Below are 24,857 nucleotides of genomic sequence, written 5' to 3'. Positions count from 1 at the left end.
CAGGGTGCGGCTTACAGCGCCCCAAATACCTTTTTCGCCAAGCTGGTTGCTGCTGCGGCCGGGTTTTGGCGGATGCTTTCTTCTTGTTTACCGATCATTTCAAACAAGCCATCCAGGGCTTTTTCCGTCACGTAGCTTTCGATGTTGGCGCTTTTTGCGTCGACCACACCGAATGAGGCGGCTTGGCCTGCAAAGCTGTTGTATTGCTGCGCCAGACCCACTTTGTCGGTCGCCTGTTTGACGATAGGCAGGAACTTGGCGCGTATCTGCTCACGGCTGCTTTTGTTCAGGTACTGCGTGGCTGAATCCTGACCGCCGGTCAAAATGCCTTTGGCATCCGACACACTCATGTTTTTCACGGCATTCACCAGCAAGGCTTGCGCCTGAGGCACCGCCGCTTCTGCGGCTTTGTTCATGCTGGTTTCCAGTTCGTCGACCTGCGCTCCCATGCCAAATTGCTTCATCTTTTTCGCGACTTTGCCGAGGTTGCCCGGCAATTCGATTTTGACTTCGGGGTTGTTGCTGAAACCACCGGGCGTGCCCAGTTGTTTCACAGCGATTTGCGCACCTTGGGTCAGGGCATCTTTAAGGCCACCAGTGGCGTCTTTTTGCGACAGATCGCTCAACGACAACGCCAAGGCGTTAGCCGAAATAAGCAGACCCGCGCAGAAACCAGCGAATCGAAGAGTAGAGCGCAGCATGGGAGCTTCCTTGATCTGGGGAGTTAAATTAACGAACTTGATCTACACGTAAACGGATGGGTTGCAGGGTTTTGGCATTAAGGTCAACGCTGTTGCGCTCAGTGCTGATAAACAACAATTTGCCGTCTTCTTCAATTCGCGCGCTTACGGCGTAGGTGTGGCCCGGTTTGACCTCGGCCGGGTCGTACGTCAGGTGGAACGGCAGCGGCACCTGGCCTTTGACCGGGCCACTTTGCTTGGCCAGGGTAATGGCGGGTGCATCGGCCAGCGATACATCCTGCAAGCTCACTTCAAGTGTAGCGGTCGGTGGGAGGGCGATGCGTTGCAGGTAATACACTTCGCCATTAAGCGTGGCTTGCGGGGTGGAGTTCATCGAACTGCAGGCTCCGAGCAGGGCTGTAAGGCTGAGTAAAAGGATTTTTTTCATGAGAGAAACTCCGTTTTTATCTCTGAGAAGAGGCGTCATGCAGAAGAGATTGAGAGGAGTCTAACAATGAAGTTCGATTTGGGCGGCATTGTCTGGTTTGAATGTGCTTAACAGCGAGGAAATCCTTACTGCCGAGATAGCCGGCAGTAAGGTAAAGGCAGGTTCTAAGTCAGTGCTTAGAGAGGAGTGTAGATCGATAGCTTGAAGCGGTCGGTTTCAATCGTGATCACAGGCTTGTCTTCGTTCTGCTGGGCGCAGGTGTCACCAGGAGCACCGAAGCTGCCGGTGGCTGGTTTGATGCCATTGCCGCCGTGAACGCCGCCGTTACCGATGGTTGGCTTGATACCATTGCCGCCGTGAACGCCGCCGTTGCCGGTGGTTGGCTTGATACCGTTGCCGCCGTGAACGCCGCCGTTGTCGGTGGCTGGATTGATGCCGTTGCCGCCGTGAACGCCGCCGTTGTCGGTGGCTGGCTTGATGCCGTTGCCGCCATGAACGCCGCCGTTGTCGGTGGCTGGCTTGATGCCGTTGCCGCCATGAACGCCGCCGTTGTCGGTGGCTGGCTTGATGCCGTTGCCGCCATGAACGCCGCCGTTACCGGTGGTTGGCTTGATGTCGCTGCCGCCGTGAACGCCGCCGTTGTCGGTGGCTGGCTTGATGCCGTTACCGCCATGAACGCCGCCGGTGTTGTTCTGCTGTGTCATTTGAGATGTCCTTATCTGCTGGTTATTAGCGTGTATGTTGTGCCGAAAAAGTCGGCACAACCCCTAGGCTAGCGGTAGTTTGGACACTCAAATCAGGTCAGGACGCTTCCATTGATCTTCAGGGATATGTCCTGACCCAGCTTGTAACTTATCCTGCATTTTCCGGCTGATCGGCAGCGTCTTCACTGCGGTGCAACGCGACCTGACGGATAGACAGGCGAATCTCGGCGGACAATACGCGTTTGGCTGCGCCTTCGGCCAGTTCGCCGAGTAGTTCGTGGTAGCTCAACTTGCCGTTCTCATCACGGCGCAGCACGTCTTGTTCAAGCAATGTTTCGATGAAGTGACGGAACAGGCTCTTGTCGAAGAACTCCGGGGCGTTGAGCCCGTGCAGGATCGACAGGCGCTGAGCCATCATGGTGCACAGATCTTCCAGCTCTTCGCTGCTCAAGGTGTTCTGGCCGCTGTTGAGCAGCAGCGAGATGGCCATGTAGAAGCGTTGCAGGGTTTGCGCAATGCTTTTGGACAGCAGCGTCAGCAGTACAAAGTGCCGCGAGCTCGGCGCCGGGCGCAGGTAGATGTCATTTTCGAAACGCAACAAACCTTGTTCGACAAAGGCTTCGAGCCATTGATCGACCACGCCATCCAGCTCATCCAGCGACCAGCGGATAAACAGTTCCGATTGCAGGTACGGGTACAGCGCGCGGGTGTAGCGCAGGATTTGCTCGCGGGTCATGCGCGACGAGCTTTGGAAGAAGCTGGCGAGCAACGCTGGCAGCGCAAAAATATGCAGCACGTTGTTGCGGTAGTACGTCATCAACACCGCGTTTTGCTCATCCAGATAGAGGATTTTGCCCAACGCATCGCTTTGCTCAGAGAGCAGGTCCATGTCTTTGACGTGTTCAATCAACGCTCGGCCATCACCCTCCGGCAAGGTGGTGTGCGGCGAGTAAGGCACGCGGCGCAACAGGGCCAGGTACAAATCCAGCACCCGAGCCATCGCCCGATCATCCAGTGCCAGCTTGCTGGTCGACAGCAAGGCCAGGGCCACGAGGTTGACCGGGTTGATCGCGGCAGCTTCGTTGAGGTGTTGGGCGACTTTCTCACCCAGGCGGTTGGTGGTGGCGTTCAACCATTGCGGCCGGTACAGCGGCGCCAGTTCTTGCTGGCGCCAGTTGGGTTGTTCCTGATCAAGGAAGTCAGCCAGTTTGATCGGCTCGCCGAAGTTGACCGCGACCTGGCCAAATTTCTGCTTGAGGGCGCCGATGACTTTGAAAATGTCGAAAATCGATTCTTTCTTCTTGCTCGCCCCGCGCAGTTCGCCCAGGTAGGTGCGGCCTTCGAGTACGCGCTCGTAGCCGATGTACACCGGCACGAACACAATCGGTGTGCGTGATGAACGCAAGAAGCTGCGCAGGGTGATGGCCAGCATCCCGGTTTTGGGTTGCAGCATGCGCCCGGTACGCGAGCGGCCGCCTTCAACGAAGTACTCCACCGGGAAGCCTTTGGTGAACAAGGTATGCAGGTATTCGTTGAACACCGAGGTGTACAGCGGGTTGCCCTTGAACGTGCGGCGCATGAAGAAGGCACCGCCACGGCGCAGCAAGCGGCCGATGACCGGCATGTTGAGGTTGATCCCGGCGGCGATGTGCGGCGGGGTCAGGCCGTTGCGAAACAGCAGGTAAGACAGCAGCAGGTAGTCGATATGGCTGCGGTGACACGGCACGTAGATGATTTCGTTGCCCTGCGCGACGTTCTGCACCCCCTCGATGTGATTGACTTTGACCCCGTCGTAAATCTTGTTCCAGAACCAGCTCAGGATCACTTCAAAAAAGCGGATGGCGGTGTAGGTGTAATCCGAGGCAATTTCATTGGCGTAACGCAGTGCCTGGGCTTTGGCTTTTTCCGGGGTGATATTTTCGCGCTCAGCCTCATCGAGAATTGCCTGGCGAACGGAAGGCTCATTGACCAGGCCTTTGACCAAATTGCGACGGTGCGACAGGTCGGGGCCAATGGTTGAGGTTTTGAGGTTACGAAAGTGCACACGCAAAATACGTTGCGCCATGCGCACGGTGCGTTCGTGACCTTTATTGAGGTCGATCAACTCACGCAAGTGAATAGGCGCAGAGAATTGCACACGGGTTTTGCGACCCAGGATTAGGATGCGCAACAGGCGTCGCAGACGCCCGGTGACCGCCCAGCTGTCGGCAAACAGCAGCTTCCAGGGGCTGGACTCGCTGTCGGGTGACTGACCCCAGAACACGCTGACCGGAATGATTTGTGCATCCTCGGAGGGGGTGTGGGTCAAACCATCAACCAGACGGGTCAAGGTCGGGGGCGCGCCGCGTTTGTCCTGACGGCCCAGCCAATCGGGCTCGGGGGTCAGGTAGAAGAACGCTGCGGGCTCGGTCATGGCCCCTACGGCAACGGGCAACACCGGGCGGGGCAGGCCCACTTTGGTGCACTCGGTATCGACCACCGCCAGTTCGGTGATCGACGGCGATTGCAGGACGTAGAACACCGGCCTGCTGCGGTCCAGGCTCAGAGACAGGGAAGACTGATTAATAGTCTCCGAACGCACCCACAGGTACAGCAAGCGACGCAGGGCGCCAAAGACGAGACGGTGGAATGGGGAGCGGGTCATACGGCTTCTGCGTTAGTGGATTAAAACGAGTGTTTACTCGGCCCGGTAGTGTGCCGTATCTCTGGAAATTCGGCAAAAAAGCGGCGAACTAATATTGATTGAGTGTTCTTCGCGCTGACTTATACTCGGGGCTCTTTCGCCATACTGCGTAAGACCGAGTATTAGAGAGTTAAGTTCGAGCGACAGTTCTTAGCGGGCTAACCAATAAGCCCATTCAAAAATAAAAAAGGGGGAAGGATCTATGAGCACACGTTTGACAGGCAATGTGAAATGGTTCAACGACGCCAAAGGCTACGGTTTTATTCAGTGTGAAGAGGGGGGCGACGTATTTGTGCATTACCGCGCTATTCGCGGTGAAGGCCATCGCTCTCTGGCTGAAGGCCAGCAGGTCGAATACACCCGCGTGACGGGTGATAAAGGGTTTCAGGCTGAAGATGTGGTAGGTCTGTAACTATAAACCGTGTAGGAGCGAGCTTGCCTCGCGATCTTTTGATCGTTTAAAAAGATCGCGAGACAAGCTCGCTCCTACAGAGTTTTGCGGTGTGAATCAGGAACCGGTTCGCCAGGTGATTTCTTCTTCACCGTCTGCGCTGATGCGGATCCAGTTGTCAGCGGTTTCCTCGCCTTCCTCTTCGACCCAAGTGCCCGGCGCGCAGCGGACTTCTACGTTCAAGGCCTTGAAGGCATCACGGGCGCAGGCGATGTCGTCGTCCCACGGCGTTTGGTCGCTTTCCAGGTACAGGCTGTTCCATTTGCCCACCGCTTTTGGCATCCAGGTCACCGGGACGTTACCCGCGGTGCATTTCCATACCTGGCCTTTTTGCTTCCATTCCGAGCACGTACCCAACACGGTGGACAGCCAGTCGGCGACTTCTTTGTAGGTGACAGATTCTTTTAGGTAAATCTCGATATCGGGTTGGCGCATGGATGTCCTCACTGCGTGTCTGAAAAATCCATTCGCGGATTAGTCGGGCCTGCCGCGCGTGCCGCAGGCCGTAAAAGGGTTATTGAAGCACGAAGTAATCGTAGCGCATGGACACCGTCACGATTAACGGCTCTGGATGCTCGATGACCTGAGCCCGACGCTCGGCGCTGGCGCGCCAGCCGTGCGGGGTCATGGCCAGCAGGTTGGCGCGGTCTTGCGGCGCGCTCAAACTGAGGGTGAATTCCAGTGTTTCGCTGTGTTGCAACTGCATGCCTTCGGGCACCAGCGCCAAGTGCTTGTCGTCTGCGTAATCGCGCACTTCGTCGTATAGGCGTTCGCGCAACTCCATCAAGTGACCACGCGTTGGGCCGACACGCATCAGGCCGCCGCCAGGGCTGAGCAGGCGCTTGGCTTCGAGCCAGTCCAGCGGGCTGAATACGCTGGCCAAAAACTGGCAACTGGCGTCGGCCAATGGCACGCGAGCCATGCTGGCGATTAACCAGGTCAGGTTCGGGTTGCGCTTGCAGGCGCGCTTCACCGCCTCGCGGGAGATGTCCAGCGCGTAGCCGTCGGCATCCGGCAAGGCGTCGGCGATTTGCGCCGTGTAGTAACCCTCGCCACAACCGATGTCGAGCCAACGTTGCGGGGCTCGTTCGGCGGCCAGTTCGGCCAAGCGCTTGGCCACTGGTGCGTAATGGCCGGCGTTGAGGAAATCGCGGCGGGCTTCAACCATGGCCTGGTTGTCGCCAGGGTCACGGCTGTTTTTGTGCTGCACCGGCAACAGGTTCAGATAGCCCTGACGGGCGCGATCAAAGCGATGGCCTGCGGGGCAGACCACGCCGTTGTCGACTGCCGTGAGCGGTTCCGAGCAGATAGGGCACGCGAGCATCAGGCGAGCAACTTGATCAGGGTTTGGTAGTAAATCTCGGTCAGCACGTCGAGATCGCTGGCCAGTACCCGTTCGTTGACCTGGTGAATGGTCGCGTTGACCGGGCCCAGTTCAACCACTTGCGTGCCCAGGGTGGCGATAAAGCGTCCATCCGAAGTGCCGCCGCTGGTGGAGGCTTTGGTTTCGCGGCCTGTCACGTGCTTGATGCTCGACGACACGGCGTCCAGCAGGGCGCCCGGCTCGGTCAGGAATGGCAGGCCAGACAGCGCCCACTCGATGTGCCAGTCCAGGCCATGCTTGTCGAGAATATCGGCGACACGTTTCTGCAACCCTTCAACGGTGGACTCGGTCGAGAAGCGGAAGTTGAACACCGCCACCAGATCACCGGGGATCACGTTGGTCGCGCCGGTACCGGAATTGAGGTTGGAAATCTGGAAGCTGGTCGGTGGGAAGAAGGCGTTGCCGTTGTCCCAATGCTCAGCCGCCAGCTCAGTCAGCGCCGGAGCTGCGAGGTGGATCGGGTTCTTGGCCAGGTGCGGGTAGGCCACGTGGCCTTGAACGCCGCGTACGGTGAGTTTGGCGCCCAGCGAGCCGCGACGGCCATTTTTGACCACGTCACCGACCAGCGAAGTGCTCGACGGCTCGCCGACGATGCACCAGTCCAGACGCTCATTACGCGCTGCGAAGCGCTCAACCACGGCTTTGGTGCCGTGATGGGCCGGGCCTTCTTCGTCGCTGGTGATCAGAAATGCGACCGAACCCTTGTGGTCCGGGTAGTCCGCGACGAAGCGCTCGGCAGCGACCAGCATGGCCGCGAGGCTGCCTTTCATATCGGCAGCGCCACGTCCGCAGAGCATGCCGTGTTCGTCGATCAATGCATCAAACGGGTCGTTTTGCCAGGCTTGCACCGGGCCGGTCGGTACCACGTCGGTGTGGCCGGCGAAGCACAGCACCGGGCCTTCGTGTTTGCCGTGGGTGGCCCAAAAGTTGTCGACGTCTTCGATGCGCATCGGTTCCAGCTTGAAGCCGGCATCGCCCAGGCGCTGCATCATCAGCTTCTGGCAGTCAGCGTCGATCGGCGTCACGGAAGGGCGACGGATCAGATCGCAGGCAAGTTGCAGGGTCGGCGAAAGGTCGGCGTGGGCCGTCATGGTAGAGACTCCGAAGCGGGACAGGTGGCGCGGCACAAAAGGGCGGTTATCTTAAAGCAAAACGGCGGCCAGAGGCCGCCGTTTAGTCGTTGCTGTCAATTTATGCCGTCGGTTGTTGCTCTAGCGCCTGCTCAGGTTTTGGCAGCGAAGAGGTAAAGGCCATGATCAGCGCTGCCAGGTACGGCAGTGATTGCACCAGCAACATCACCACCCAGAAGCGCATGTCGTTGCTTGGCAAGCCGTGCACGACGAAGATCCCGAGTGCGGCGCCCCAGAGCAGCAGCATGATGAAGACTTCTTCGCGTGCTTCCGAGATAGCGACCCAAAAGCCATGGTTGTCGGCGTTTTTAGGGGTGCGGAAGAACGGAATGCTGGTGGTGAAAAACCCGTACAGCACCGCTTTGGCGATGGTATGCGACAACGCCAGACCCGCCAGGGCGGCGGCAAACGCGTCCTTGAGGTTAACCCCCACGGTGCGGCGGTAGAGGAAGATGATCTTGCCGACCTTGAACACAAACAGTGCCAAAGGCGGGATAGCGAAGATCAGCAACGGCGGGTCGACCCGCGTCGGCACAATAATCATCGCCGCGGACCACAACAGGGCGCCCACGGTGAAGAAGATATTCATGCCGTCAGCCACCCACGGCAGCCAGCCCGCGAGGAAGTGATAGCGCTGGCCACGGGTCAGTTCCGTGTCTTTGCCCAGCAGCAGGCTGGACGTGTGACGCTTGATGATCTGAATCGCCCCGTAGGCCCAGCGGAATCGCTGTTTCTTGAAGTCGATAAAGGTATCGGGCATCAGGCCTTTGCCGTAGCTGTTTTGGGAGTAGGCAGCGGAATACCCTTTTTCGAACACCCGCAGACCTAGCTCAGCGTCTTCACAGATACACCAGTCGGCCCAACCCAGTTCTTCGAGCACGGAACGGCGAGTCATGGTCATGGTGCCGTGCTGAATGATCGCGTCTCGGTCATTGCGGGTGACCATGCCTATGTGGAAGAACCCTTTGTATTCCGAGTAGCAGAGCTTTTTGAAGGTACTTTCGCTCTGGTCGCGGTAGTCCTGCGGGGACTGCACGATGGCGATTTTCGGGTCGGCAAAGTGCGGCACCATGTGCTTGAGCCAGTTGCGATCGACGCAGTAATCGGAGTCGATCACGGCGATCACTTCGGCATCCGGCGCGGTGTGCGGGATCAGGTAGTTCAGCGCGCCGCCCTTGAAACCGGCCAAGGGCGCGACGTGGAAGAATTTGAAGCGTGGGCCCAAGGTGGCGCAATAGTCACGCACCGGCTCCCAGACGGCCGGGTCTTTGGTGTTGTTGTCGATCAGCAACACTTCGAAATCCGGGTAGTCGAGGTTGGCCAGCGCATCGAGGGTCTGTTTGACCATCTCCGGTGGCTCGTTGTAGCACGGCACATGGATCGAGACTTTAGGTCTGTAGGCATCATCGCTTTCGACCGGTAAAAACTCCCGTCGGCGTTTGCGAACCCATACCGCTTCGGCGAGTTCATGGGCCTCGGTGAGTAACACAATAAACACTCCGAGTGCGCCCAGCCCAAGCAGGAAACCCACGGTCAGGCTGAACCAGGTGCTGTATTGCTGACTGTAGTCGTAGCCGATCCACACCAGGGCAGAGCCGCACAGGAATGCGGTAAATGTCAGGAACGTGCGACCACGCTGGCGCAAGGCCGAGCCGTCAATCAGCAGCAAGGCCAGCGACAGCAAGCCCATCACCACCGAGCCAATGGCCAGCACGCGCCACTGCGGAATGGCCACAACCGGGCCTTCGAAGTTGAACTTCTGCTGGCGGGCCGCGTTGTATACGCCCCAGTAGGCGCCCACAGAACCTTCATCGCTGGCTTTCCACGGCTGGTCGAAGGCTTCGATCACGAAGTAGTTGTAGCCGCGACGGTTGAGGGTGTTCACCAGCGTGCGCAGGTAAATCGCCTGGTCTGCGGGCGTCGCGTCTGCGCCACCGCGCATGCGGCCGTTACTCGGCCAGCCCACTTCGGAGAGCAGCAGCGGTTTTTTCGGGAACATCTTTTTCAGGTCGCGGGCGCGTTCCAGAACGAACTGGCCGGCCTTGTCCATCGGGATAAATTCCCAGTAGGGCAGAATGTGCGCGGCAATCAGGTCAACGTGTTTGGCCAGTTGCGGGTATTTCTCCCAGATGTGCCATTGCTCGGACGTCGTCACGGGCACTTTGACGGCTGCGCGAACGCGGTCCAGCAACACGATCAGTTCTTCAGGCGTGATCTCTTCGCGGAACAGGGCTTCGTTGCCCACCACAACACGCACCACGCTGCGCGAGTGATTGGCCAGTTCGATGGCCTTTTGGATTTCGCGTTCATTGCGCGCTTGATCGGGGCTGATCCAGATCCCGAGCGTGACCCGCAAACCGAACTCTTCCGCCAGTTTGGGAATATTGCCCAAGGTGCCGTCGACCGAGTAGGTCCGAATGTTGTCGGTCAGCTTGCTCAATATTTCCAGGTCGCGACGCATTTCATCGTCGGTCGGGTACTGGTCTTTCTGCGGGTATTGGCCTTGCTGAAACGGCGAATACGAAAAGCCAGAAATTTGATCTGGCCAGTTGGGAGCAGAAACCGGGCGGTTAATCAGCGCCCAGAAACCAGTGAATAGGGCAGCGATGGCCAGCACCACCACCAGGTTGAGTCCAAATTTACGCGATGACATAACTATTTCGGGTTCCAAAGGGAGTGGAACGAAGATCGGTCGGCAGGAGCTACAGCGGCGCGCATCCTACACTTCTCTCTGACCAGACGTACAGCGCACGGAATCAGGTCGGGCTTAGGTTTGCGGTAGTAGACTTAGGCTACTTCTTTAATTCTTGTGGCTCTTATCTTGTTACTTTGTGAGTCATTAAAGCAGGCTTGGTCGCATAGAGCGTACGAAAGATACTAAACGACACGCCTGACCCCTATAATGCGCGCCGGTTTTTGGGGTGTTGGCGATGAGTACAGAAGATCCGCGGTTTGCCGGTGTAGCCCGGTTATATGGCTTGGAAGGCCTGGAACGACTGCGTGCGGCGCACGTGGCGATCGTCGGTGTGGGTGGCGTTGGGTCATGGGCGGCCGAGGCGATTGCCCGCTGTGGCGTGGGAGAAATCTCGCTGTTTGACCTGGATGACGTCTGTGTCAGCAACAGCAACCGTCAGTTGCATGCCTTGAGCTCGACCATTGGTCGGGACAAGGTCGAAGTGATGGCTGAGCGTCTGCGCCAGATCAACCCGGACTGCATCGTGCACGAGGTCGCTGATTTCGTGACTCGCGAAACCATGGCCGAGTACATCACCCCCAACATTGATTGCGTGATTGACTGCATCGACAGCGTGAATGCCAAAGCGGCGCTGATTGCCTGGTGCAAACGACGCAAGATCCAGATCATCACCACCGGCGGTGCGGGCGGGCAGATAGACCCGACGCTGATTCAGGTTTGCGACTTGAACCGCACCTTTAATGACCCGCTGGCTTCGAAAGTGCGTTCGACCCTGCGCCGCGACTATGGTTTTTCGCGCACCGTGACCCGTCATTACAGCGTGCCCTGCGTGTTCTCGACCGAACAACTGCGCTATCCCAAGCCAGATGGCAGCATTTGCTTACAAAAGAGTTTTGTCGGGGACGGGGTGAAACTCGATTGTGCCGGTGGTTTTGGCGCCGTGATGATGGTCACGGCCACCTTCGGTATGGTCGCGGCCACCAAGGCCGTGGACAAGATCGTTGCGGGTGTGCGCCGGCCTTCGGAGAAGGTCAAGGCCAAACCCTGAGCTGTAGGAGCGAGCTTGTCTCGCGATCTTTTGATGTTAAAGGCAAAAGATCGCGAGGCAAGCTCGCTCCTACCGGGTTAGTGTTGAGCAGACAACTCACGCATCCGTTGCAACACCGCATTCAGCCCATTGCTGCGCGAAGGCGAGAGTTGGCGGCTCAGGCCCAACTGGTTAAACCAGTCAGGCAGGTCCACGTGTTGCAATGCTTCGCTGGATAACCCATTGACCCGCGCCAGCAATAACGCCACCAGCCCACGAATCAATCGCGCATCGCTGCTGGCAGCAAATTGCCAGTGGCCGTCTTTTAACTCGCCCACCAACCACACTTGGCTTTCACAGCCATGCACGCGATTGGCGTCGATTTTGTCGGCATCGCTCAGTTCTGGCAGACGTTGGCCCCATTGCATCAGCAAACGTGCGCGCTGTTCCCAACTGGCACAGTGCTCAAAACTGTCGAGGGCATCTTGGGCGTCAGCAGGCAGGGTCATTGCAGCAACTCCAGTGCCTGGTCGAGGGCATCGAAAAAGCGCTGCACATCGTCAGAGTCGTTGTACAACGCCAGCGACACGCGAATCGCTCCCGCCAACCCCAGACTTTTCAGCAGTGGCATGGCGCAGTGATGCCCGGCCCGCACGGCGATGCCTTGCTCGGTCAGCAGGTGGGCCAAGTCGGCGTTGTGCACGCCTTCAACCACAAAACTCACCAGCGCCAGCTGCGGCGAGCCGAGTAGACGAATGCCTTGGCGTTGTTGCAAACCGTCAACCAAAAGTCGGTGCAGCGCGGTTTCGTGGGCGTCGACGGCTGCCTGGTCGAGGCTGCTCAAATAGCTGAGGGTCGCGCCCAGGCCGATCACGCTGGCAATTGGTGGCGTGCCAGCTTCAAAGCCCAGCGGTGCCGGGCGAAACGTGGCGTGCTGGTAGTCGGCGTCTTGCACCATCTCACCGCCAAACTGCCAGTGTTGCAGGCCGGCCAGCGCCGCATAACGGCCAAACAGCACGCCCAAACCATCAGGGCCATACAGTTTGTGGCTGGAAAAAACATAGAAGTCGCAGCCCAGTGCGTGTACGTCCTGACGGCCGTGAACCACGCCTTGGGCGCCATCGACCACGGTCAGCGCGTTGTGCGCTTTGGCCAGTGCCAGCAATTCAGGCAGCGGCTGCCACACACCGAGCACGTTGGATAGCTGGCTGACGGCCAGCAGGCGGGTGCGCGGAGTGATCAGGCGCGCGGCTGCGTCGAGGTCAATTACCCCGTCGGCATTCAGTGGCAGCACCACCAGCGTCAGTTGTTTGCGTTTTGCAAGCTGTTGCCACGGCAACAAGTTGGCGTGGTGTTCCAGGGCGCTGATGACTATTTCATCGCCCGGAGTGAATTGGTGTTCCAGCCCGTAAGCCAGAAGATTGAGTGCCGACGTGGCACCGTGGGTGAAGACAATTTGCCCGCAGTCGGCCGCGTTGAGCCATTGGGCGACTTTGTTGCGGCTGTTTTCAAACGCCTGGGTCGCGTGGGCGCCCGGGAGGTGTTGGGCCCGGTGCACATTGGCGGCCCCACTGGCGTAGTAATGCGTCAGTGCGTCGAGCAGGGCTTGGGGTTTTTGCGTGGTTGCTGCGTTGTCCAGATAAGTCTGGTCCTGGCGTTGCAAGGCGGCGATGGCCGGAAAGTCAGCGCGCCACGGAGAAGGCAAAAGCATGGTGTTCAAGGCTCTGTTGACGAGGCCGGCGGTGGCCGGCCCCATCAGTGGCAGACAAACGCTTAGTTGTGAGCGTGCAGCGCTTCGTTCAGCTCGATGGCCGACTTGTGGGTTTTACATTCCACAGCGCCGGTTTCCGAGTTGCGACGGAACAACAGATCAGGCTGGCCAGCCAGGTCGCGGGCTTTAACCACTTTGACCAGTTGGTTGTTTTCGTCCAGCAGTGCCACTTTGGTGCCAGCGGTGACGTACAGGCCGGATTCAACGGTGTTGCGGTCGCCCAACGGGATACCGATACCGGCATTGGCGCCGATCAGGCAGCCTTCGCCCACCTTGATCACGATGTTGCCGCCGCCCGACAGGGTGCCCATGGTCGAGCAACCGCCGCCCAGGTCCGAACCCTTGCCGACGAAAACGCCTGCCGATACGCGGCCTTCGATCATGCCCGGGCCTTCGGTGCCCGCGTTGAAGTTGACGAAACCTTCGTGCATGACGGTGGTGCCTTCGCCGATGTAAGCGCCCAGACGGATACGCGCGCTGTCAGCGATACGCACGCCAGCCGGTACCACGTAGTCGGTCATTTTCGGGAACTTGTCGACCGAGAAGACTTCCAGCAAGTCGCCGCGCAGACGGGCTTCGAGTTGACGCTCAGCCAGCTCGCTCAGGTCGATGGCGCCTTGGCTGGTCCATGCCACGTTTGGCAGCAGCGGGAACACGCCTGCCAGGCTCAGGCCGTGCGGTTTGACCAGGCGGTGCGACAGCAGGTGCAGCTTCAGGTAAGCCTCAGGGGTTGACGTCAGCGCAGCATCTTCGGCCAGCAGCGTGGCAACCAGTGGCTTGTGGCTTTCGGCCAGACGGGTCAGCAGCGCGGCTTGAGCAGCGTCTACCGATTTGACAGCTTCAGCCAGTTGCGCGGCTTGTGCGGTGGTAAAGGTGATTGCCTGATTGCCTCCGGTGTAGCCCAGGATCGGCGCGATTGCAGCGATCAGCTCGGCCGACGGGTTAATCAGAGGTTGGGCGTAAAACACTTCCAGCCATGCGCCTTGACGATTTTGAGTACCGACACCGAAGGCCGCGCTGAACAGGGTAGTAGACATGCAATTACCTCTTACAAAAATGAATGGGCGGGCTTTAGCCATTGGGCTTAGAGAAGGGCCGCCGCATAAAGATCAGGTTTAAAGCCAATCAGGGTTTTGTCACCGAGATCGAGCACCGGGCGCTTGATCATCGAGGGTTGGGCGAGCATCAGCTCAATGGCTTTCGCTTGGTCTAGATCGGCTTTTTGTTCGTCTTCGAGTTTGCGAAAGGTTGTGCCGGCGCGATTCAGCACCACTTGCCAGCCGTGCTCGTTGCACCACTGGGTGAGGTGTTCTCGGTCGATACCACTGGTTTTGTAATCATGAAAGTCGTAACGCATTGCATGGTCATCTAGCCAGGTGCGAGCCTTTTTCATGGTGTCGCAGGCTTTGATGCCGAAAAGGTGCAACGTTTTGCTTGAATCGGTCACTGAATTGCCCCTCCTTTGGAGATGCCTGGAAATATGCGGTTGCGGATTATGCCATGTGCGAAGCGCTTGAGCGCGGGCTGCCTGCAACCTTGGCAGGTTGTTGTGACATGTCGTCGCATTGAGACTTTTGTTCAGGCTCTACTTTGGCAATTTGTAGCTACTATGAGGCGCAATGCGAAATTGTTGCTAGCTGTGTTTGATTAATAGCTGTTTAGTTAAAACTGATTGTTTGGGAATTCTGTAGATATGCAAACCGCCTATACCGTACTCATCCTGCTGATGTTGGTGGGAGTCTCGCGTTTATTGGGGCGTGTGATCCCGTTACCTCTGCCTTTGGTGCAAATTGCGGCGGGTGCCGTGTTGGCATGGCCCACCTTGGGCCTGCACGTTGCGCTGGACCCTGAGTTGTTCCTGTTTCTATTTTTGCCACCGCTGTTGTTCTCTGATGGCTGGCGTATGCCCAAGCGTGAGTTCTGGCGCTTGCGCGGGCCGATTCTGACCTTGGCCGTGGGCCTTGTGCTGTTCACGGTCGTGGGGGCGGGGTACTTCATTCACTGGCTCTTGCCGACGATCCCTTTGCCGGTGGCTTTTGCTCTGGCGGCCGTGCTGTCGCCAACTGACGCGGTGGCGGTGTCGGCCATTTCACAGAACCGTTTGCCCGGCCCGTTGATGCATATGCTTCAGGGCGAGGCCTTGATGAATGACGCGTCGGGCCTGGTGACCTTCAAATTTGCCTTGGCCGCTGCCGTCACGGGCATTTTTTCGCTGGCCAATGCCAGCCTGACATTTGTGCTGGTGGCCTGTGGTGGCTTGGCTATCGGTGTGGCCCTGAGCTGGCTGGTAGGGCGCATGCGCGCCTGGATGATTGCCCGCGGTTGGGATGACCCGGCGACGCACGTAGTGTTTATGTTGTTGCTGCCATTTGCCGCTTACGTGCTGGCCGAGCGTCTGGGCGCTTCTGGCATTTTGTCGGCGGTGGCGGCGGGGATGATGCAAAGCTGGCTGGATTTGTTGCCGCGTCAAACCAGCACCCGCCTGCTCAACCGCAGTGTGTGGGGGCTGCTGGAGTTCGCGTTTAATGGCCTGATCTTCTTGCTGTTGGGCCTGCAACTGCCCGACATCATCAAGGCAGTTGTCAGCCACGAAACCACGCTCTGGCCTACCTTGTTGTACCGCTGCCTGGATGTGGTGGCGATTTTCCTGGTGCTGCTGGCGTTGCGTTTTATCTGGGTGCAAAGCATTTGGCGCTTGTCTGGCCTGTTGCGTCGCTGGCGGGGCAAGGGCGAGTTGACCCTGGTGCCGACTGCCCGTTCCTGCTGGTTGTTGACGGTCGGTGGCGTGCGCGGTGCCGTGACCTTGGCCGGTGTCATGTCGGTGCCGTTGTTTATCAGCCAAGGCGTGGACTTCCCTGAGCGTGATCTGCTGATTTTCATTGCGGCCGGAGTGATTTTGCTGTCGTTGGTGGCCGCGTGTATTGCCTTGCCCCTGTTGTTGCGCGGCATTCCCAAGAGCCCGGACGATGCCATGCGCAAAGAAGTGCGCGACGCCTGGCGACGCACTGCCGAGGCCGCCATTCATGCGCTTGAAGCTGAAGAAGTGGTAGAACCGGCCAGCCCGCAAGACGCTGCGCAGGCAGCATTGGCGGCCGAATTGAAGGCGCGGATCATGTCGGAATATCGGCATCAGCTTGAAGTCTTCAATGACTCTGCGGAAGCTCAGGCGCTGGCCTCACAAATGGACCTGCTGGAGAGCCGATTGCGGCTCAAGGCGCTCAGGGCGCAGCGACTGGAGTTGTATAACCTGCGTCGTCACCATGAGATTGGAGACGATGTGCTCAGCGAAATTTTGCGCGATCTGGACTTGAGTGAAGCGAATCTGGGGGCGGTGAAATAAGCCCTGAATGATGACTCAAGGGTGTTGTTTATCCTTGAGTCATGACTGATGGCATGAGCGCTGTTTATAGCGGGTAAAGCCATTTAATTAATTTAATATCGCCGTCGCTAATATCTGAGTTCTCTGAGGTAGACCAGTCGCCATCGGTAAGTTCATTCTCGACTTCGTAGTGCATGATGGACTTTACGTCATAGGGGGTTTTGAAAAAGTCTCTGCCAGGCACTTTTCTCAGGACGTTATGGTAGATTTCCTTACGGGTCCATTTTTGGTGTTTTCTGTAAAACTCATAAACTTTTGGTTTGTTCCAAGGAATGCCTGCGTCTGGATGTTGATGTTCATGGCTTAAACCCAAGGCATGCCCGAACTCGTGCTTTGTTGAGGTTATTAAATAGTCGATGGAGGTGTTGGTTGTCAGATTCATGGTGGCTTCGTCGTCGGAGAACGCAAGGCTGTCTGTCCCTATAGCCGAGTAGAAGCCACCCTCAGGGTTTGTAGTGATACGTATGTCGCCCTGCTTGCCCTTTACGAAAACGATCGACAGGTTGATGTACGGTTGCCAGGCAAGTGCGGCTGTTTCTATGATTCTTTGCACTCTGATTGGAGTGTCGTCTATAAAGGCAACTTTTAATAACTTGTAGGGTGACCACTGTTTTCCGATCGGAGAGACTGCCTTGAGTAGCGATCTTCTGGGGCGGTTGTTAGCGTTGTTCGGGTTTTCCTTGATTGCACATTGATAGCAAGTTTCCGGGTCGCTGTGTTGCAAGATGGTGCACTTTGGTTTTGGGATCATAAATAACTTCCTGTTTAGGGTTGTTGGTAAGTTATTTAGAAGGTTAGACGGTGTTTAAGTGCTTTGATTAAAGTGGTTTGTTTGATTTTGTTACATGCAGTATTTAATAACGTGGCCCCACTCTATTGCAGAGTGAGGCTCGTAAGAAAGTTACTGTTTTCGGGTGATGAACGCCTTGATTCGTTCCGCCGCTTCTACGCATTCAACTAAAGGTGCAACCAAGGCCATGCGCACACGCCCTGCGCCCGGGTTGAAGCCGTCAACTTCACGTGACAGGTACGAACCCGGCACCACGGTCACGTGCTCTTCGGCGAACAGGTCGCGACAGAACTCGGCGTCATCGCCTTCTACCTTCGGCCACAGGTAAAAACCGCCATCCGGACGCTGTACGTCGAGTACCGGGCTCAGGATGTTCAGCACTGTATCGAACTTCTCGCGATACAAATCGCGGTTGGTGCGTACGTGCTCTTCATCGTTCCAGGCGGCAATGCTGGCCAGTTGGGTTTGAACCGGCATGGCGCAACCGTGGTAGGTGCGGTACAGCAGGAAAGCCTTGAGAATCTCGGCATCACCGGCCACAAAGCCCGAACGCAGCCCCGGCAGGTTGGAGCGCTTGGACAGGCTGTGGAAGACCACGCAACGCTTGAAGTCTTCGCGGCCCAGCGCGACGCAGGCGCTGAGCAGGCCCACGGGCGGCGTTTGCTCGTCGAAGTAGAGCTCGCTGTAGCATTCGTCAGAGGCGATGACGAAGTCATGTTCGTCGGCCAGGGCGATCAGCTTTTTCAGCGTTTCAAGCGGGATCAGGGCGCCGGTCGGGTTGCCGGGAGAGCACAGGAACAGAATCTGGCAGCGCTTCCAGATGTCAGCCGGGACGGCGTCAAAGTCCGGGTTAAACCCATGTTCGGCCAGGCACGGCAGGTAGTGCGGCTTGGCACCGGCCAGAAACGCGGCGCCTTCGTAGATCTGGTAGAACGGGTTCGGGCTCACAACCAGTGCGTCATCGCCGCGATTGACCACGGTTTGGGTGAAGGCGAACAGCGCTTCACGGGTGCCGTTGACCGGCAGGATGTTGCGCGCCGGGTCGAGCCAGCCAGCCGGCACGTTGAAACGGCGTGTGGCCCAGCCTGCAATGGCTTCGCGCAAGGCGGGGATGCCGAGCGTGGTCGGGTAGACCGCCATCTGGTCAAGGTTGTCCGCTAGGGCTTTGGCCACGAAATCGGGAGAGCGGTGTTTAGGTTCGCCAATCGACAACGCAATCGGGCGCTTGTCGGCGTTGGGCTGCACGCTACCCAGCAGGGCGCGCAGTTTTTCGAACGGGTAAGGCTGCAACTGGTTTAGAGCGTTGTTCATTGGGGGCGGGTCTCACTCGGCGGCTAGATGCTCAGGCGCCAGGTTTCTGGGGTTGAGTCTTTGTTGACCGTTAGTTGCTCGACGATGGCTTCCTGCAAACGGATGCACAGTTGCGGGTCAGACAAGGGCTGGTTGTTTTCGTCGGTGATGAAGAAGACGTCTTCGACGCGCTCGCCCAGGGTAGCGATCTTGGCGTTTTGCAACGACAGGTCGAACTCCAGGAAAATCATCCCGATGCGGGCCAGCAGGCCAGGGCGGTCGGGGGCGCTGAGTTCCAGCACAGTGACCGGGCGCTGGGCGTCGTTGTGGATCGTCACCTGCGGCGCGAAGGCAAAGTGTTTGAGCTGGCGCGGCACCCGGCGCTGGATGATGTTCGGGTAGTCGTCCGGGTTGCGCAGGGCTTCGGTCAGGCCTTTGCGGATTTTTTCGATGCGTTCCGGGTTGTTGCCGATCGAGCCGCCGTCGTTGTCGAGCACGATGTAGGTGTCGAGGGTGAACTGGCTGCTGGAGGTGATGATGCGTGCGTCATGGATGTTGAGGTTGAGCTGGTCCATGGCTGCCACGGTCACGGCGAAAAAATCGTGCTGGTCGGGTGCATAAATGAAAATCTGCGTGCCACCCTCGAAATCGCGTTGGGTGGTTTCCTTGATCAGGACCAGCGGGCCGCCATCGGCAGGTTGCTGCAGTATGGCTTCGGTGTGCCAGGCCACGTCGGCCGAGGTGTGGCGAAGGAAGTAGTCATCGCCCAACTGCGACCAGAGCTGCTCCACATCGTCCTGATCGTTGCCGTTGCGCACCAGCACGTCCAGCGCGGCACTTTGGGTCTGGCGAATCTGCTCTTCGCGATCCACCGGGTTTTCCAGGCCGCGGCGCAAGGCGCGCTTGGTCTCGGTGTAGAGCTGGCGCAACAGGCTGGCGCGCCATGAATTCCACAGCGTCGGGTTGGTGGCGTTGATGTCGGCCACGGTCAATACGTAGAGATAGTCGAGGTGGGTCTCATCGACCACGGTCTGTGCGAAGTCGTGAATCACTTGCGGGTCGGACAGGTCCTTGCGCTGGGCAGTGGTCGACATCACCAGATGGTTTTGCACCAGCCACACGATCAGGCGGGTATCCCAGACCGGCAGTTGATGGCGAATGCAGAAGGCCTCGGCATCCACCGCGCCAATCTCGGAGTGGTCGCCGTGGCGGCCTTTGCCAATGTCGTGGTACAGCCCGGCCAGGTAGATCAGTTCCGGTTTCGGCAGCTTGGCCATCAGTTTGCTGGCCAGCGGGAATTTCTCGGAAACCTGGGTGTACTGCAATTTGCGCAGGTGCTTGATCAGGTTCAGGGTGTGCGCGTCGACCGTGTAGATGTGGAACAGGTCGTGCTGCATTTGCCCGACGATAAAACCGAATTCTGGCAAGTAGCGTCCGAGAATGCCGTAGCGATTCATTCGGCGCAGGTTGCGATGGATGCCGATTTTGCACTTGAACAGCTCGATAAACAGGCTGGTATTGCGAATGTCGTTGCGAAAGTCGTCGTCGATCAGGTGGCGGTGTTCGCGCAGCAAACGAATAGTGTCGGCCCGCACGCCTTTGATTTCTGGCTGCTGGGCCATCAGCAGGAAAATTTCGAGCATGGCAAATGGCGTGCGCTTGAACACGTTGTTGCTGGTGGCTTCTATATAGCCGTCATGCAGTTGAAAACGCGAGTTGATCGGTGTCGGCGGCGCTTCGTCTTCGGGAGCCAGAATCACTTCTTCGAAGTGCTGGATGATCAGGTCGCTGAGCTGGGCAATGCTCATGACCACCCGGTAGTACTGCTGCATGAAGTTTTCGATGGTCTGCTTGGTGTCTTCGCCGGCAAAGCCGAGGAGTTCGGCAATGCTGCGCTGATGGTCAAACAGCAAACGGTCTTCGGAGCGCCCGGCGAGCATGTGCAGGGCGTAGCGCACCTTCCATAGAAATTCCTGGGAGGAGGCCAGCAGGGCGTGTTCGCTTTCGACCAGAAAGCCTTCACCTGCCAACGCGCGCAAATTCAGGGTGCCGTACTGGCGACGGGCTACCCACAAAATGGTCTGGATGTCGCGCAGCCCGCCGGGCGAGCCTTTGACGTTGGGTTCCAGGTTGTATTCCGTGTCGTTGTACTTGTGATGCCGGGCTTTTTGTTCGGCATGCTTGGCCAGGAAAAAGTCTTTGCTGGGCCACATGTGTTCGGTGCTGGTGACCTCCAGCATGCGCTGACGCAAGCGTTCAGGCCCCGCAATGGTGCGGCTTTCCATCAGGTTGGTGATGACGGTCAGGTCGGCGCGGGCTTGCTCTGCGCATTCGTCGACGGAACGTACGCTCTGACCTACTTCGAGACCGATGTCCCAAAGCAGTGTCAGAAACCGCTCGATAGAGTCGCGAAAAATCTCGTGATCAGCGTTATCGAGCAGGATCAACAAGTCGATGTCGGAGTAGGGGTGCAGCTCGCCGCGGCCATAACCGCCAACGGCGACCAAGGCGATATCGGCCTGATCGCTCCAGCTGAACTGCTCCCACGCCTGTTGCAGGATGTTATCGACGAACCAGGCACGGTCTTCGATCAGGCGGCGAATATCGCGGCCTTTGCGAAAACGTTCGTCAAGCACTTCACGTGCCTGGCGGATCGCCTTTTTGAAAGCGGCAATCGGGCTTGCCTTTAATGCCAATTCGGCCTGGAACTGGCCGCGGTCAAAGAGTTCGGGATCCACCTGCGGCATCGATTGGCTTTCCTGTCGTGAGATTTTTTCTATTTAGTGGCTGGCATTAAGCAACTATCAGGCCGATACGCGCGGGATGGTGTCATCACTGCGCAGGGTGAAAATCTCGTAGCCGGTGTCAGTAACCAGCAAGGTGTGCTCCCACTGAGCAGACAGCTTGCGGTCCTTGGTGATTGCCGTCCAGCCATCGCCCAGCACCTTGGTGTCGGCTTTGCCCTGGTTGATCATGGGCTCGATGGTGAAGGTCATGCCTGCTTTAAGCTCCATGCCGGTGCCTGCACGGCCGTAGTGCAGGATTTGCGGTTCTTCGTGGAAGACCTTGCCAATGCCGTGTCCGCAGAACTCGCGAACCACCGAGAAACCGTTCTTTTCGGCGTGCTTCTGGATCACCTCACCGATATCGCCCAGGCGGCAGCCGGGTTTTACGATTTCGATGGCCTTGTACATGCACTCTTGAGTCACTTGCGACAGGCGCTCAGCCCAGACCGGTACTTTGCCGACGTGGAACATGCGGCTGGTGTCGCCGTGATAGCCGTCTTTAATAACGGTAACGTCGATGTTCAGCGTGTCGCCGTCTTTGAGCGCCTTATCACCTGGAATGCCGTGGCAAACCACATGATTGATCGACGTGCAGATCGACTTGGGGAAACCTTTGTAATTGAGCGGCGCAGGAATCGCCTGTTGCACATTGACAATATAGTCATGGCAAATGCGGTCCAGCTCTTCAGTGGTCACACCAGGTTTTACGTGTTCGGCGATCATTTCCAGCACATCGGCGGCCAGTTTGCCGGCGATACGCATCTTTGCGATGTCCTCGGGGGTTTTGAGGGTGACGGTCATACAGGCTCTCTTCGCGCGTTAGCGCTCATCATCAGGATTGCGGGTGTGTGACGAGGCATTACAGTTACACACCGCCATAAAAACGCGATTCTAACAGACGGTCGGCCTTAAACATGAGCCTTGCGCCATCGCTTCTATTAATAGAGTGGGGCATTCTGGCGTTATTCCAAGCCCCGTGTAAAACGCAGGCGGGGTAAATGGGCCTTGATTTATTCTGCATTTGACCTGGTTTTTGACCTGGTTTTTGACCTGCAGGTTTTTGATCTTGATCTATCTGCCTCGGGAGGCCGAGTGTAGGTTTCGTGGAGTGGGTCGACCGGCATGGATGCCGGCGCGGCGTGCCCACGGAGCGGGACCGGAGCGAAGCGATGGTCGTACGCAGGGGCAAGGACTTTTTGGGTGCGTTTGGGGCTATTTGCCAAAAGTGCCTCGCCGTAAGGGCGAAACCCGTAAAAAGCCTTTATGCATCAAATGGATATGTACATAAAAGCACTGCCGCTCGCGCGCCAGATCGCAGCCTGCGGCAGCGACTACAAGTCGTTGTTAAAAAGTGCCGTTGAGTACAGCTCTCCCGGCATCCATAACAGCACCTGCGCTTGGCCTGCTGTGAGGGGCCTGAGTGTTGTCTGGGATGTTTCGGTGGCGGCAGTAGCATTGTTCGACAGGCGAATCTGGTGGTGTTTGATTGAGCGAGTCTGGCGTAAACCCTTGCAGAGCAAGGGCTTGGCAATAAAGTCCGAATTCGCGCTTCGTTTTTTACGCACCTTGTGGTATAAAATGCGCCGCTTTGCGGGTATAGCCCGCAGAGCACAAACCCACACACGTATCGACACGATGACCTGGGTGCCTTCAGCTTGAAGCTGCTGGTTGGTCGTTGGGATACGTGGAGGCCTAACCCGACTTATTAAGGAACTACCATGTCCCAAGTCAACATGCGCGATATGCTGAAGGCCGGTGTGCACTTCGGTCACCAAACCCGTTACTGGAACCCGAAGATGGGTAAATACATCTTTGGCGCGCGTAACAAGATCCACATCATCAACCTTGAAAAAACCCTGCCAATGTTCAACGAAGCTCTGACTTTCGTAGAGCGTCTGGCCCAGGGCAAAAACAAGATTCTGTTCGTCGGCACCAAGCGTTCCGCTGGCAAGATCGTTGCTGAAGAAGCAGCACGTTGCGGTTCGCCGTACGTGGATCACCGCTGGTTGGGCGGCATGCTCACCAACTTCAAAACCATCCGTGCTTCCATCAAGCGTCTGCGTGACCTTGAAGTTCAAGCAGAAGACGGCACTTTCGCTAAGCTGACCAAGAAAGAGGCGCTGATGCGCACTCGCGATCTGGAAAAGCTGGATCGTAGCCTGGGTGGTATCAAGGACATGGGCGGTCTGCCAGACGCTCTGTTCGTTATCGACGTTGACCACGAGCGTATCGCGATCACCGAAGCTAACAAGTTGGGTATCCCGGTTATCGGCGTTGTCGATACCAACAGCAGCCCAGAAGGCGTTGACTACATCATCCCAGGTAACGATGACGCAATCCGCGCCATCCAGCTGTACATGGGCGCGATGGCTGATGCTGTTATCCGTGGTCGTAACCACGTTGCTGGCGGCACCGACGTTTTCGTCGAAGAAGCTCCAGCTGCAGCGGTAGTTGAAGGCTGAGTAGCTAACGCCTAGCGTTTACTCAGTGCGCAAAAAGGGGGCTTGGCCCCCTTTTTGCCACCTCGAAATCCATTTATTGGACATGTTCCCGTCGTTGCTGTATCAGATTGCGGCTGGCAGGGAGCCTCGAGGCAGGCTTCACACGAATTTGAACGCCCGTTCGGTCGGGTGGAATGGTTGAAAACCTATCCAAGAGGAATTTTGAAATGGCAGAGATTACTGCAGCGTTGGTTAAAGAACTGCGTGAGCGTACTGGCGAAGGCATGATGGATTGCAAGAAGGCCTTGACCAAGGCTGGCGGCGACATCGAAAAAGCCATCGACGACATGCGTGCTTCTGGCGCCATCAAGGCTGCCAAGAAAGCAGGCAACGTTGCTGCTGAAGGCGCAATCGCCCTGAAGGAAGACGGTAAATCCGCAGTTCTGCTGGAAGTGAACTCGCAGACTGACTTCCTGGCTCTGCAGGACGACTTCAAAGCATTCGTTGCTGCCAGCGTTGAAAAAGCATTCGCTGACAAGCTGACGACTGTTGAGCCTCTGATCGAAGCTCAAGAAGCTGCTCGCCTGGTTCTGGTAGGCAAAGTTGGCGAAAACGTCAACATCCGTCGCCTGGCTCGCGTTGAAGGTGATGTGGTTGGCGGTTACCTGCACGGCAACAAGATCGGTGTAGTCGTTGCTCTGAAAGGCGGCAACGTTGAGTTGGCCAAAGACATCGCTATGCACGTTGCTGCAAGCAACCCAGAGTTCCTGCTGCCTTCGGAAGTTTCTGACGAAGCGATCGAGCGCGAAAAAGCGGTGTTCCTGAGCCTCAATGCTGACAAAATCGCCGGCAAGCCAGAAAACATCGTTGAAAACATGATCAAAGGCCGTATCAGCAAGTTCCTGGCTGAAGCCAGCCTGGTTGAGCAAGCTTTCGTTAAGAACCCGGAAATCAAAGTTGGCGAACTGGCCAAGAAAGCCGGTGCTGAAATCGTTTCTTTCACTTACTACAAAGTAGGCGAAGGCATCGAGAAGCCAGTCGACAACTTCGCTGAAGAAGTTGCTGCTCAGCTGGCTGCAGCCAAGCAATAAGACAGTTTTAAACTGTCGCCCCGAAGAGGCTGCCCGCTCACGCGCGCAGCCTCTTTTCAAATGGGAGAGGGTTTTACCTTCTCTTGCGGAACCGATTGATGAAGTCG

At 57.5% G+C, this 24,857-nt stretch carries 22 protein-coding genes; 6 read left to right on the top strand and 16 right to left on the bottom strand.

What is annotated here, in order from left to right; all coding sequences use genetic code 11:
• Positions 1-11: 11 nt before the first annotated feature.
• The 4 genes from RHM56_RS17290 to plsB form a co-directional block, all read right to left on the bottom strand.
• Positions 12-701, bottom strand: a complete 690-nt coding sequence (locus RHM56_RS17290; RefSeq protein WP_322234363.1) for a DUF4197 domain-containing protein — start codon at positions 699-701, stop codon at positions 12-14.
• Between the two features lie 28 nt (positions 702-729).
• Complete coding sequence (locus RHM56_RS17285; protein WP_322234361.1) at positions 730-1,128, bottom strand: YbaY family lipoprotein; 399 nt, start codon at positions 1,126-1,128, stop codon at positions 730-732.
• 176 nt (positions 1,129-1,304) lie between these two features.
• Complete coding sequence (locus RHM56_RS17280; RefSeq protein WP_322234359.1) at positions 1,305-1,832, bottom strand: hypothetical protein; 528 nt, start codon at positions 1,830-1,832, stop codon at positions 1,305-1,307.
• Between the two features lie 148 nt (positions 1,833-1,980).
• Entirely contained in the window at positions 1,981-4,476 is a 2,496-nt protein-coding gene (gene plsB / locus RHM56_RS17275; protein ID WP_322234356.1) for a glycerol-3-phosphate 1-O-acyltransferase PlsB, read from the bottom strand.
• 241 nt (positions 4,477-4,717) lie between these two features.
• On the opposite strand from plsB, the gene RHM56_RS17270 reads away from it, so the two are divergent.
• Positions 4,718-4,927, top strand: a complete 210-nt coding sequence (locus tag RHM56_RS17270; protein WP_322234354.1) for a cold-shock protein — start codon at positions 4,718-4,720, stop codon at positions 4,925-4,927.
• 96 nt (positions 4,928-5,023) lie between these two features.
• Here the strand turns inward: RHM56_RS17270 and RHM56_RS17265 are convergent, their stop codons facing one another.
• The 4 genes from RHM56_RS17265 to RHM56_RS17250 all read right to left on the bottom strand — a co-directional run bounded on the left by RHM56_RS17265 (position 5,024) and on the right by RHM56_RS17250 (position 10,133).
• Positions 5,024-5,401: a hypothetical protein gene (locus RHM56_RS17265; RefSeq protein WP_322234351.1), complete on the bottom strand. Its 378-nt coding sequence runs from the start codon at positions 5,399-5,401 to the stop codon at positions 5,024-5,026.
• A gap of 79 nt (positions 5,402-5,480) precedes the next feature.
• Positions 5,481-6,290, bottom strand: a complete 810-nt coding sequence (locus RHM56_RS17260) for a putative RNA methyltransferase (protein ID WP_322234349.1) — start codon at positions 6,288-6,290, stop codon at positions 5,481-5,483.
• Positions 6,290-7,441, bottom strand: a complete 1,152-nt coding sequence (gene dapE, locus RHM56_RS17255; RefSeq protein WP_019411605.1) for a succinyl-diaminopimelate desuccinylase — start codon at positions 7,439-7,441, stop codon at positions 6,290-6,292. Before dapE ends, RHM56_RS17260 begins: the two co-directional genes overlap by 1 nt.
• 100 nt (positions 7,442-7,541) lie before the next feature.
• Positions 7,542-10,133 carry a glycosyltransferase gene (locus RHM56_RS17250; protein WP_322234346.1) on the bottom strand — a complete coding sequence of 864 codons (2,592 nt, stop codon included), beginning with the start codon at positions 10,131-10,133 and terminating at the stop codon, positions 7,542-7,544.
• Positions 10,134-10,410: 277 nt separating this feature from the next.
• On the opposite strand from RHM56_RS17250, the gene tcdA reads away from it, so the two are divergent.
• Positions 10,411-11,223, top strand: coding sequence for a tRNA cyclic N6-threonylcarbamoyladenosine(37) synthase TcdA (gene tcdA / locus RHM56_RS17245; RefSeq protein WP_322234342.1), 813 nt, complete (start codon positions 10,411-10,413; stop codon positions 11,221-11,223).
• A 77-nt stretch (positions 11,224-11,300) separates the two neighbouring features.
• On the opposite strand, the gene RHM56_RS17240 is transcribed toward tcdA, so the two are convergent.
• The 4 genes from RHM56_RS17240 to RHM56_RS17225 form a co-directional block, all read right to left on the bottom strand.
• Positions 11,301-11,711, bottom strand: coding sequence for a SufE family protein (locus RHM56_RS17240; RefSeq protein WP_322234338.1), 411 nt, complete (start codon positions 11,709-11,711; stop codon positions 11,301-11,303).
• Positions 11,708-12,913: a cysteine desulfurase gene (locus RHM56_RS17235; RefSeq protein ID WP_322234335.1), complete on the bottom strand. Its 1,206-nt coding sequence runs from the start codon at positions 12,911-12,913 to the stop codon at positions 11,708-11,710. The genes RHM56_RS17240 and RHM56_RS17235 overlap by 4 nt, the downstream gene beginning before the upstream one ends.
• A 62-nt stretch (positions 12,914-12,975) precedes the next feature.
• Positions 12,976-14,010: a 2,3,4,5-tetrahydropyridine-2,6-dicarboxylate N-succinyltransferase gene (dapD, locus tag RHM56_RS17230; protein WP_322234332.1), complete on the bottom strand. Its 1,035-nt coding sequence runs from the start codon at positions 14,008-14,010 to the stop codon at positions 12,976-12,978.
• A gap of 47 nt (positions 14,011-14,057) precedes the next feature.
• Positions 14,058-14,420, bottom strand: coding sequence for an ArsC family reductase (locus tag RHM56_RS17225; RefSeq protein ID WP_322234329.1), 363 nt, complete (start codon positions 14,418-14,420; stop codon positions 14,058-14,060).
• Between the two features lie 246 nt (positions 14,421-14,666).
• Between RHM56_RS17225 and RHM56_RS17220 the strand changes: the two genes are divergently transcribed.
• Entirely contained in the window at positions 14,667-16,313 is a 1,647-nt protein-coding gene (locus RHM56_RS17220) for a Na+/H+ antiporter (protein ID WP_322234326.1), read from the top strand.
• A 64-nt stretch (positions 16,314-16,377) separates the two neighbouring features.
• Here the strand turns inward: RHM56_RS17220 and RHM56_RS17215 are convergent, their stop codons facing one another.
• From RHM56_RS17215 to map, 4 genes are all read right to left on the bottom strand, one after another.
• Positions 16,378-17,103 (bottom strand): M12 family metallopeptidase, encoded by a 726-nt coding sequence (locus tag RHM56_RS17215; RefSeq protein WP_322234322.1) that lies wholly within the window; start codon positions 17,101-17,103, stop codon positions 16,378-16,380.
• 150 nt (positions 17,104-17,253) lie between these two features.
• Positions 17,254-18,453, bottom strand: a complete 1,200-nt coding sequence (gene dapC / locus RHM56_RS17210) for a succinyldiaminopimelate transaminase (RefSeq protein ID WP_322234319.1) — start codon at positions 18,451-18,453, stop codon at positions 17,254-17,256.
• Between the two features lie 23 nt (positions 18,454-18,476).
• Positions 18,477-21,179 (bottom strand): [protein-PII] uridylyltransferase, encoded by a 2,703-nt coding sequence (locus RHM56_RS17205; RefSeq protein WP_322234316.1) that lies wholly within the window; start codon positions 21,177-21,179, stop codon positions 18,477-18,479.
• A 57-nt stretch (positions 21,180-21,236) separates the two neighbouring features.
• Positions 21,237-22,019 carry a type I methionyl aminopeptidase gene (gene map, locus RHM56_RS17200; RefSeq protein WP_322234313.1) on the bottom strand — a complete coding sequence of 261 codons (783 nt, stop codon included), beginning with the start codon at positions 22,017-22,019 and terminating at the stop codon, positions 21,237-21,239.
• A gap of 462 nt (positions 22,020-22,481) precedes the next feature.
• Between map and RHM56_RS17195 the strand changes: the two genes are divergently transcribed.
• The 3 genes from RHM56_RS17195 (at position 22,482) to tsf (ending at position 24,750) form a co-directional block, all read left to right on the top strand.
• Positions 22,482-22,877, top strand: a complete 396-nt coding sequence (locus RHM56_RS17195; protein ID WP_322234311.1) for a hypothetical protein — start codon at positions 22,482-22,484, stop codon at positions 22,875-22,877.
• A gap of 59 nt (positions 22,878-22,936) precedes the next feature.
• Positions 22,937-23,680 (top strand): 30S ribosomal protein S2, encoded by a 744-nt coding sequence (rpsB, locus tag RHM56_RS17190; protein ID WP_019411593.1) that lies wholly within the window; start codon positions 22,937-22,939, stop codon positions 23,678-23,680.
• 206 nt (positions 23,681-23,886) lie between these two features.
• Complete coding sequence (tsf, locus tag RHM56_RS17185; RefSeq protein ID WP_322234308.1) at positions 23,887-24,750, top strand: translation elongation factor Ts; 864 nt, start codon at positions 23,887-23,889, stop codon at positions 24,748-24,750.
• The last annotated feature ends 107 nt before the right edge of the window (positions 24,751-24,857 follow it).

It is taken from the genome of Pseudomonas sp. CCC3.1, assembly GCF_034347405.1.
GTDB lineage: Bacteria > Pseudomonadota > Gammaproteobacteria > Pseudomonadales > Pseudomonadaceae > Aquipseudomonas.
The sequence above is the reverse complement of the archived record's forward strand: the minus strand, read 5'-3'. Positions and strand labels throughout refer to the sequence as shown.

What these genes read in the sequence shown, in the direction of transcription:
- map (WP_322234313.1), bottom strand. Translation starts at nt 22,019, where the DNA reads ATGACCGTCACCCTCAAAACCCCCGAGGACATCGCAAAGATGCGTATC.
- tsf (WP_322234308.1), top strand. Translation starts at nt 23,887, where the DNA reads ATGGCAGAGATTACTGCAGCGTTGGTTAAAGAACTGCGTGAGCGTACT.
- RHM56_RS17220 (WP_322234326.1), top strand. Translation starts at nt 14,667, where the DNA reads ATGCAAACCGCCTATACCGTACTCATCCTGCTGATGTTGGTGGGAGTC.
- RHM56_RS17265 (WP_322234351.1), bottom strand. Translation starts at nt 5,401, where the DNA reads ATGCGCCAACCCGATATCGAGATTTACCTAAAAGAATCTGTCACCTAC.
- RHM56_RS17285 (WP_322234361.1), bottom strand. Translation starts at nt 1,128, where the DNA reads ATGAAAAAAATCCTTTTACTCAGCCTTACAGCCCTGCTCGGAGCCTGC.
- RHM56_RS17235 (WP_322234335.1), bottom strand. Translation starts at nt 12,913, where the DNA reads ATGCTTTTGCCTTCTCCGTGGCGCGCTGACTTTCCGGCCATCGCCGCC.
- RHM56_RS17215 (WP_322234322.1), bottom strand. Translation starts at nt 17,103, where the DNA reads ATGATCCCAAAACCAAAGTGCACCATCTTGCAACACAGCGACCCGGAA.
- plsB (WP_322234356.1), bottom strand. Translation starts at nt 4,476, where the DNA reads ATGACCCGCTCCCCATTCCACCGTCTCGTCTTTGGCGCCCTGCGTCGC.
- RHM56_RS17280 (WP_322234359.1), bottom strand. Translation starts at nt 1,832, where the DNA reads ATGACACAGCAGAACAACACCGGCGGCGTTCATGGCGGTAACGGCATC.
- RHM56_RS17205 (WP_322234316.1), bottom strand. Translation starts at nt 21,179, where the DNA reads ATGCCGCAGGTGGATCCCGAACTCTTTGACCGCGGCCAGTTCCAGGCC.
- RHM56_RS17260 (WP_322234349.1), bottom strand. Translation starts at nt 6,290, where the DNA reads ATGCTCGCGTGCCCTATCTGCTCGGAACCGCTCACGGCAGTCGACAAC.
- RHM56_RS17195 (WP_322234311.1), top strand. Translation starts at nt 22,482, where the DNA reads ATGCATCAAATGGATATGTACATAAAAGCACTGCCGCTCGCGCGCCAG.
- RHM56_RS17290 (WP_322234363.1), bottom strand. Translation starts at nt 701, where the DNA reads ATGCTGCGCTCTACTCTTCGATTCGCTGGTTTCTGCGCGGGTCTGCTT.
- rpsB (WP_019411593.1), top strand. Translation starts at nt 22,937, where the DNA reads ATGTCCCAAGTCAACATGCGCGATATGCTGAAGGCCGGTGTGCACTTC.
- RHM56_RS17240 (WP_322234338.1), bottom strand. Translation starts at nt 11,711, where the DNA reads ATGACCCTGCCTGCTGACGCCCAAGATGCCCTCGACAGTTTTGAGCAC.
- dapE (WP_019411605.1), bottom strand. Translation starts at nt 7,441, where the DNA reads ATGACGGCCCACGCCGACCTTTCGCCGACCCTGCAACTTGCCTGCGAT.
- dapD (WP_322234332.1), bottom strand. Translation starts at nt 14,010, where the DNA reads ATGTCTACTACCCTGTTCAGCGCGGCCTTCGGTGTCGGTACTCAAAAT.
- RHM56_RS17270 (WP_322234354.1), top strand. Translation starts at nt 4,718, where the DNA reads ATGAGCACACGTTTGACAGGCAATGTGAAATGGTTCAACGACGCCAAA.
- dapC (WP_322234319.1), bottom strand. Translation starts at nt 18,453, where the DNA reads ATGAACAACGCTCTAAACCAGTTGCAGCCTTACCCGTTCGAAAAACTG.
- RHM56_RS17250 (WP_322234346.1), bottom strand. Translation starts at nt 10,133, where the DNA reads ATGTCATCGCGTAAATTTGGACTCAACCTGGTGGTGGTGCTGGCCATC.
- tcdA (WP_322234342.1), top strand. Translation starts at nt 10,411, where the DNA reads ATGAGTACAGAAGATCCGCGGTTTGCCGGTGTAGCCCGGTTATATGGC.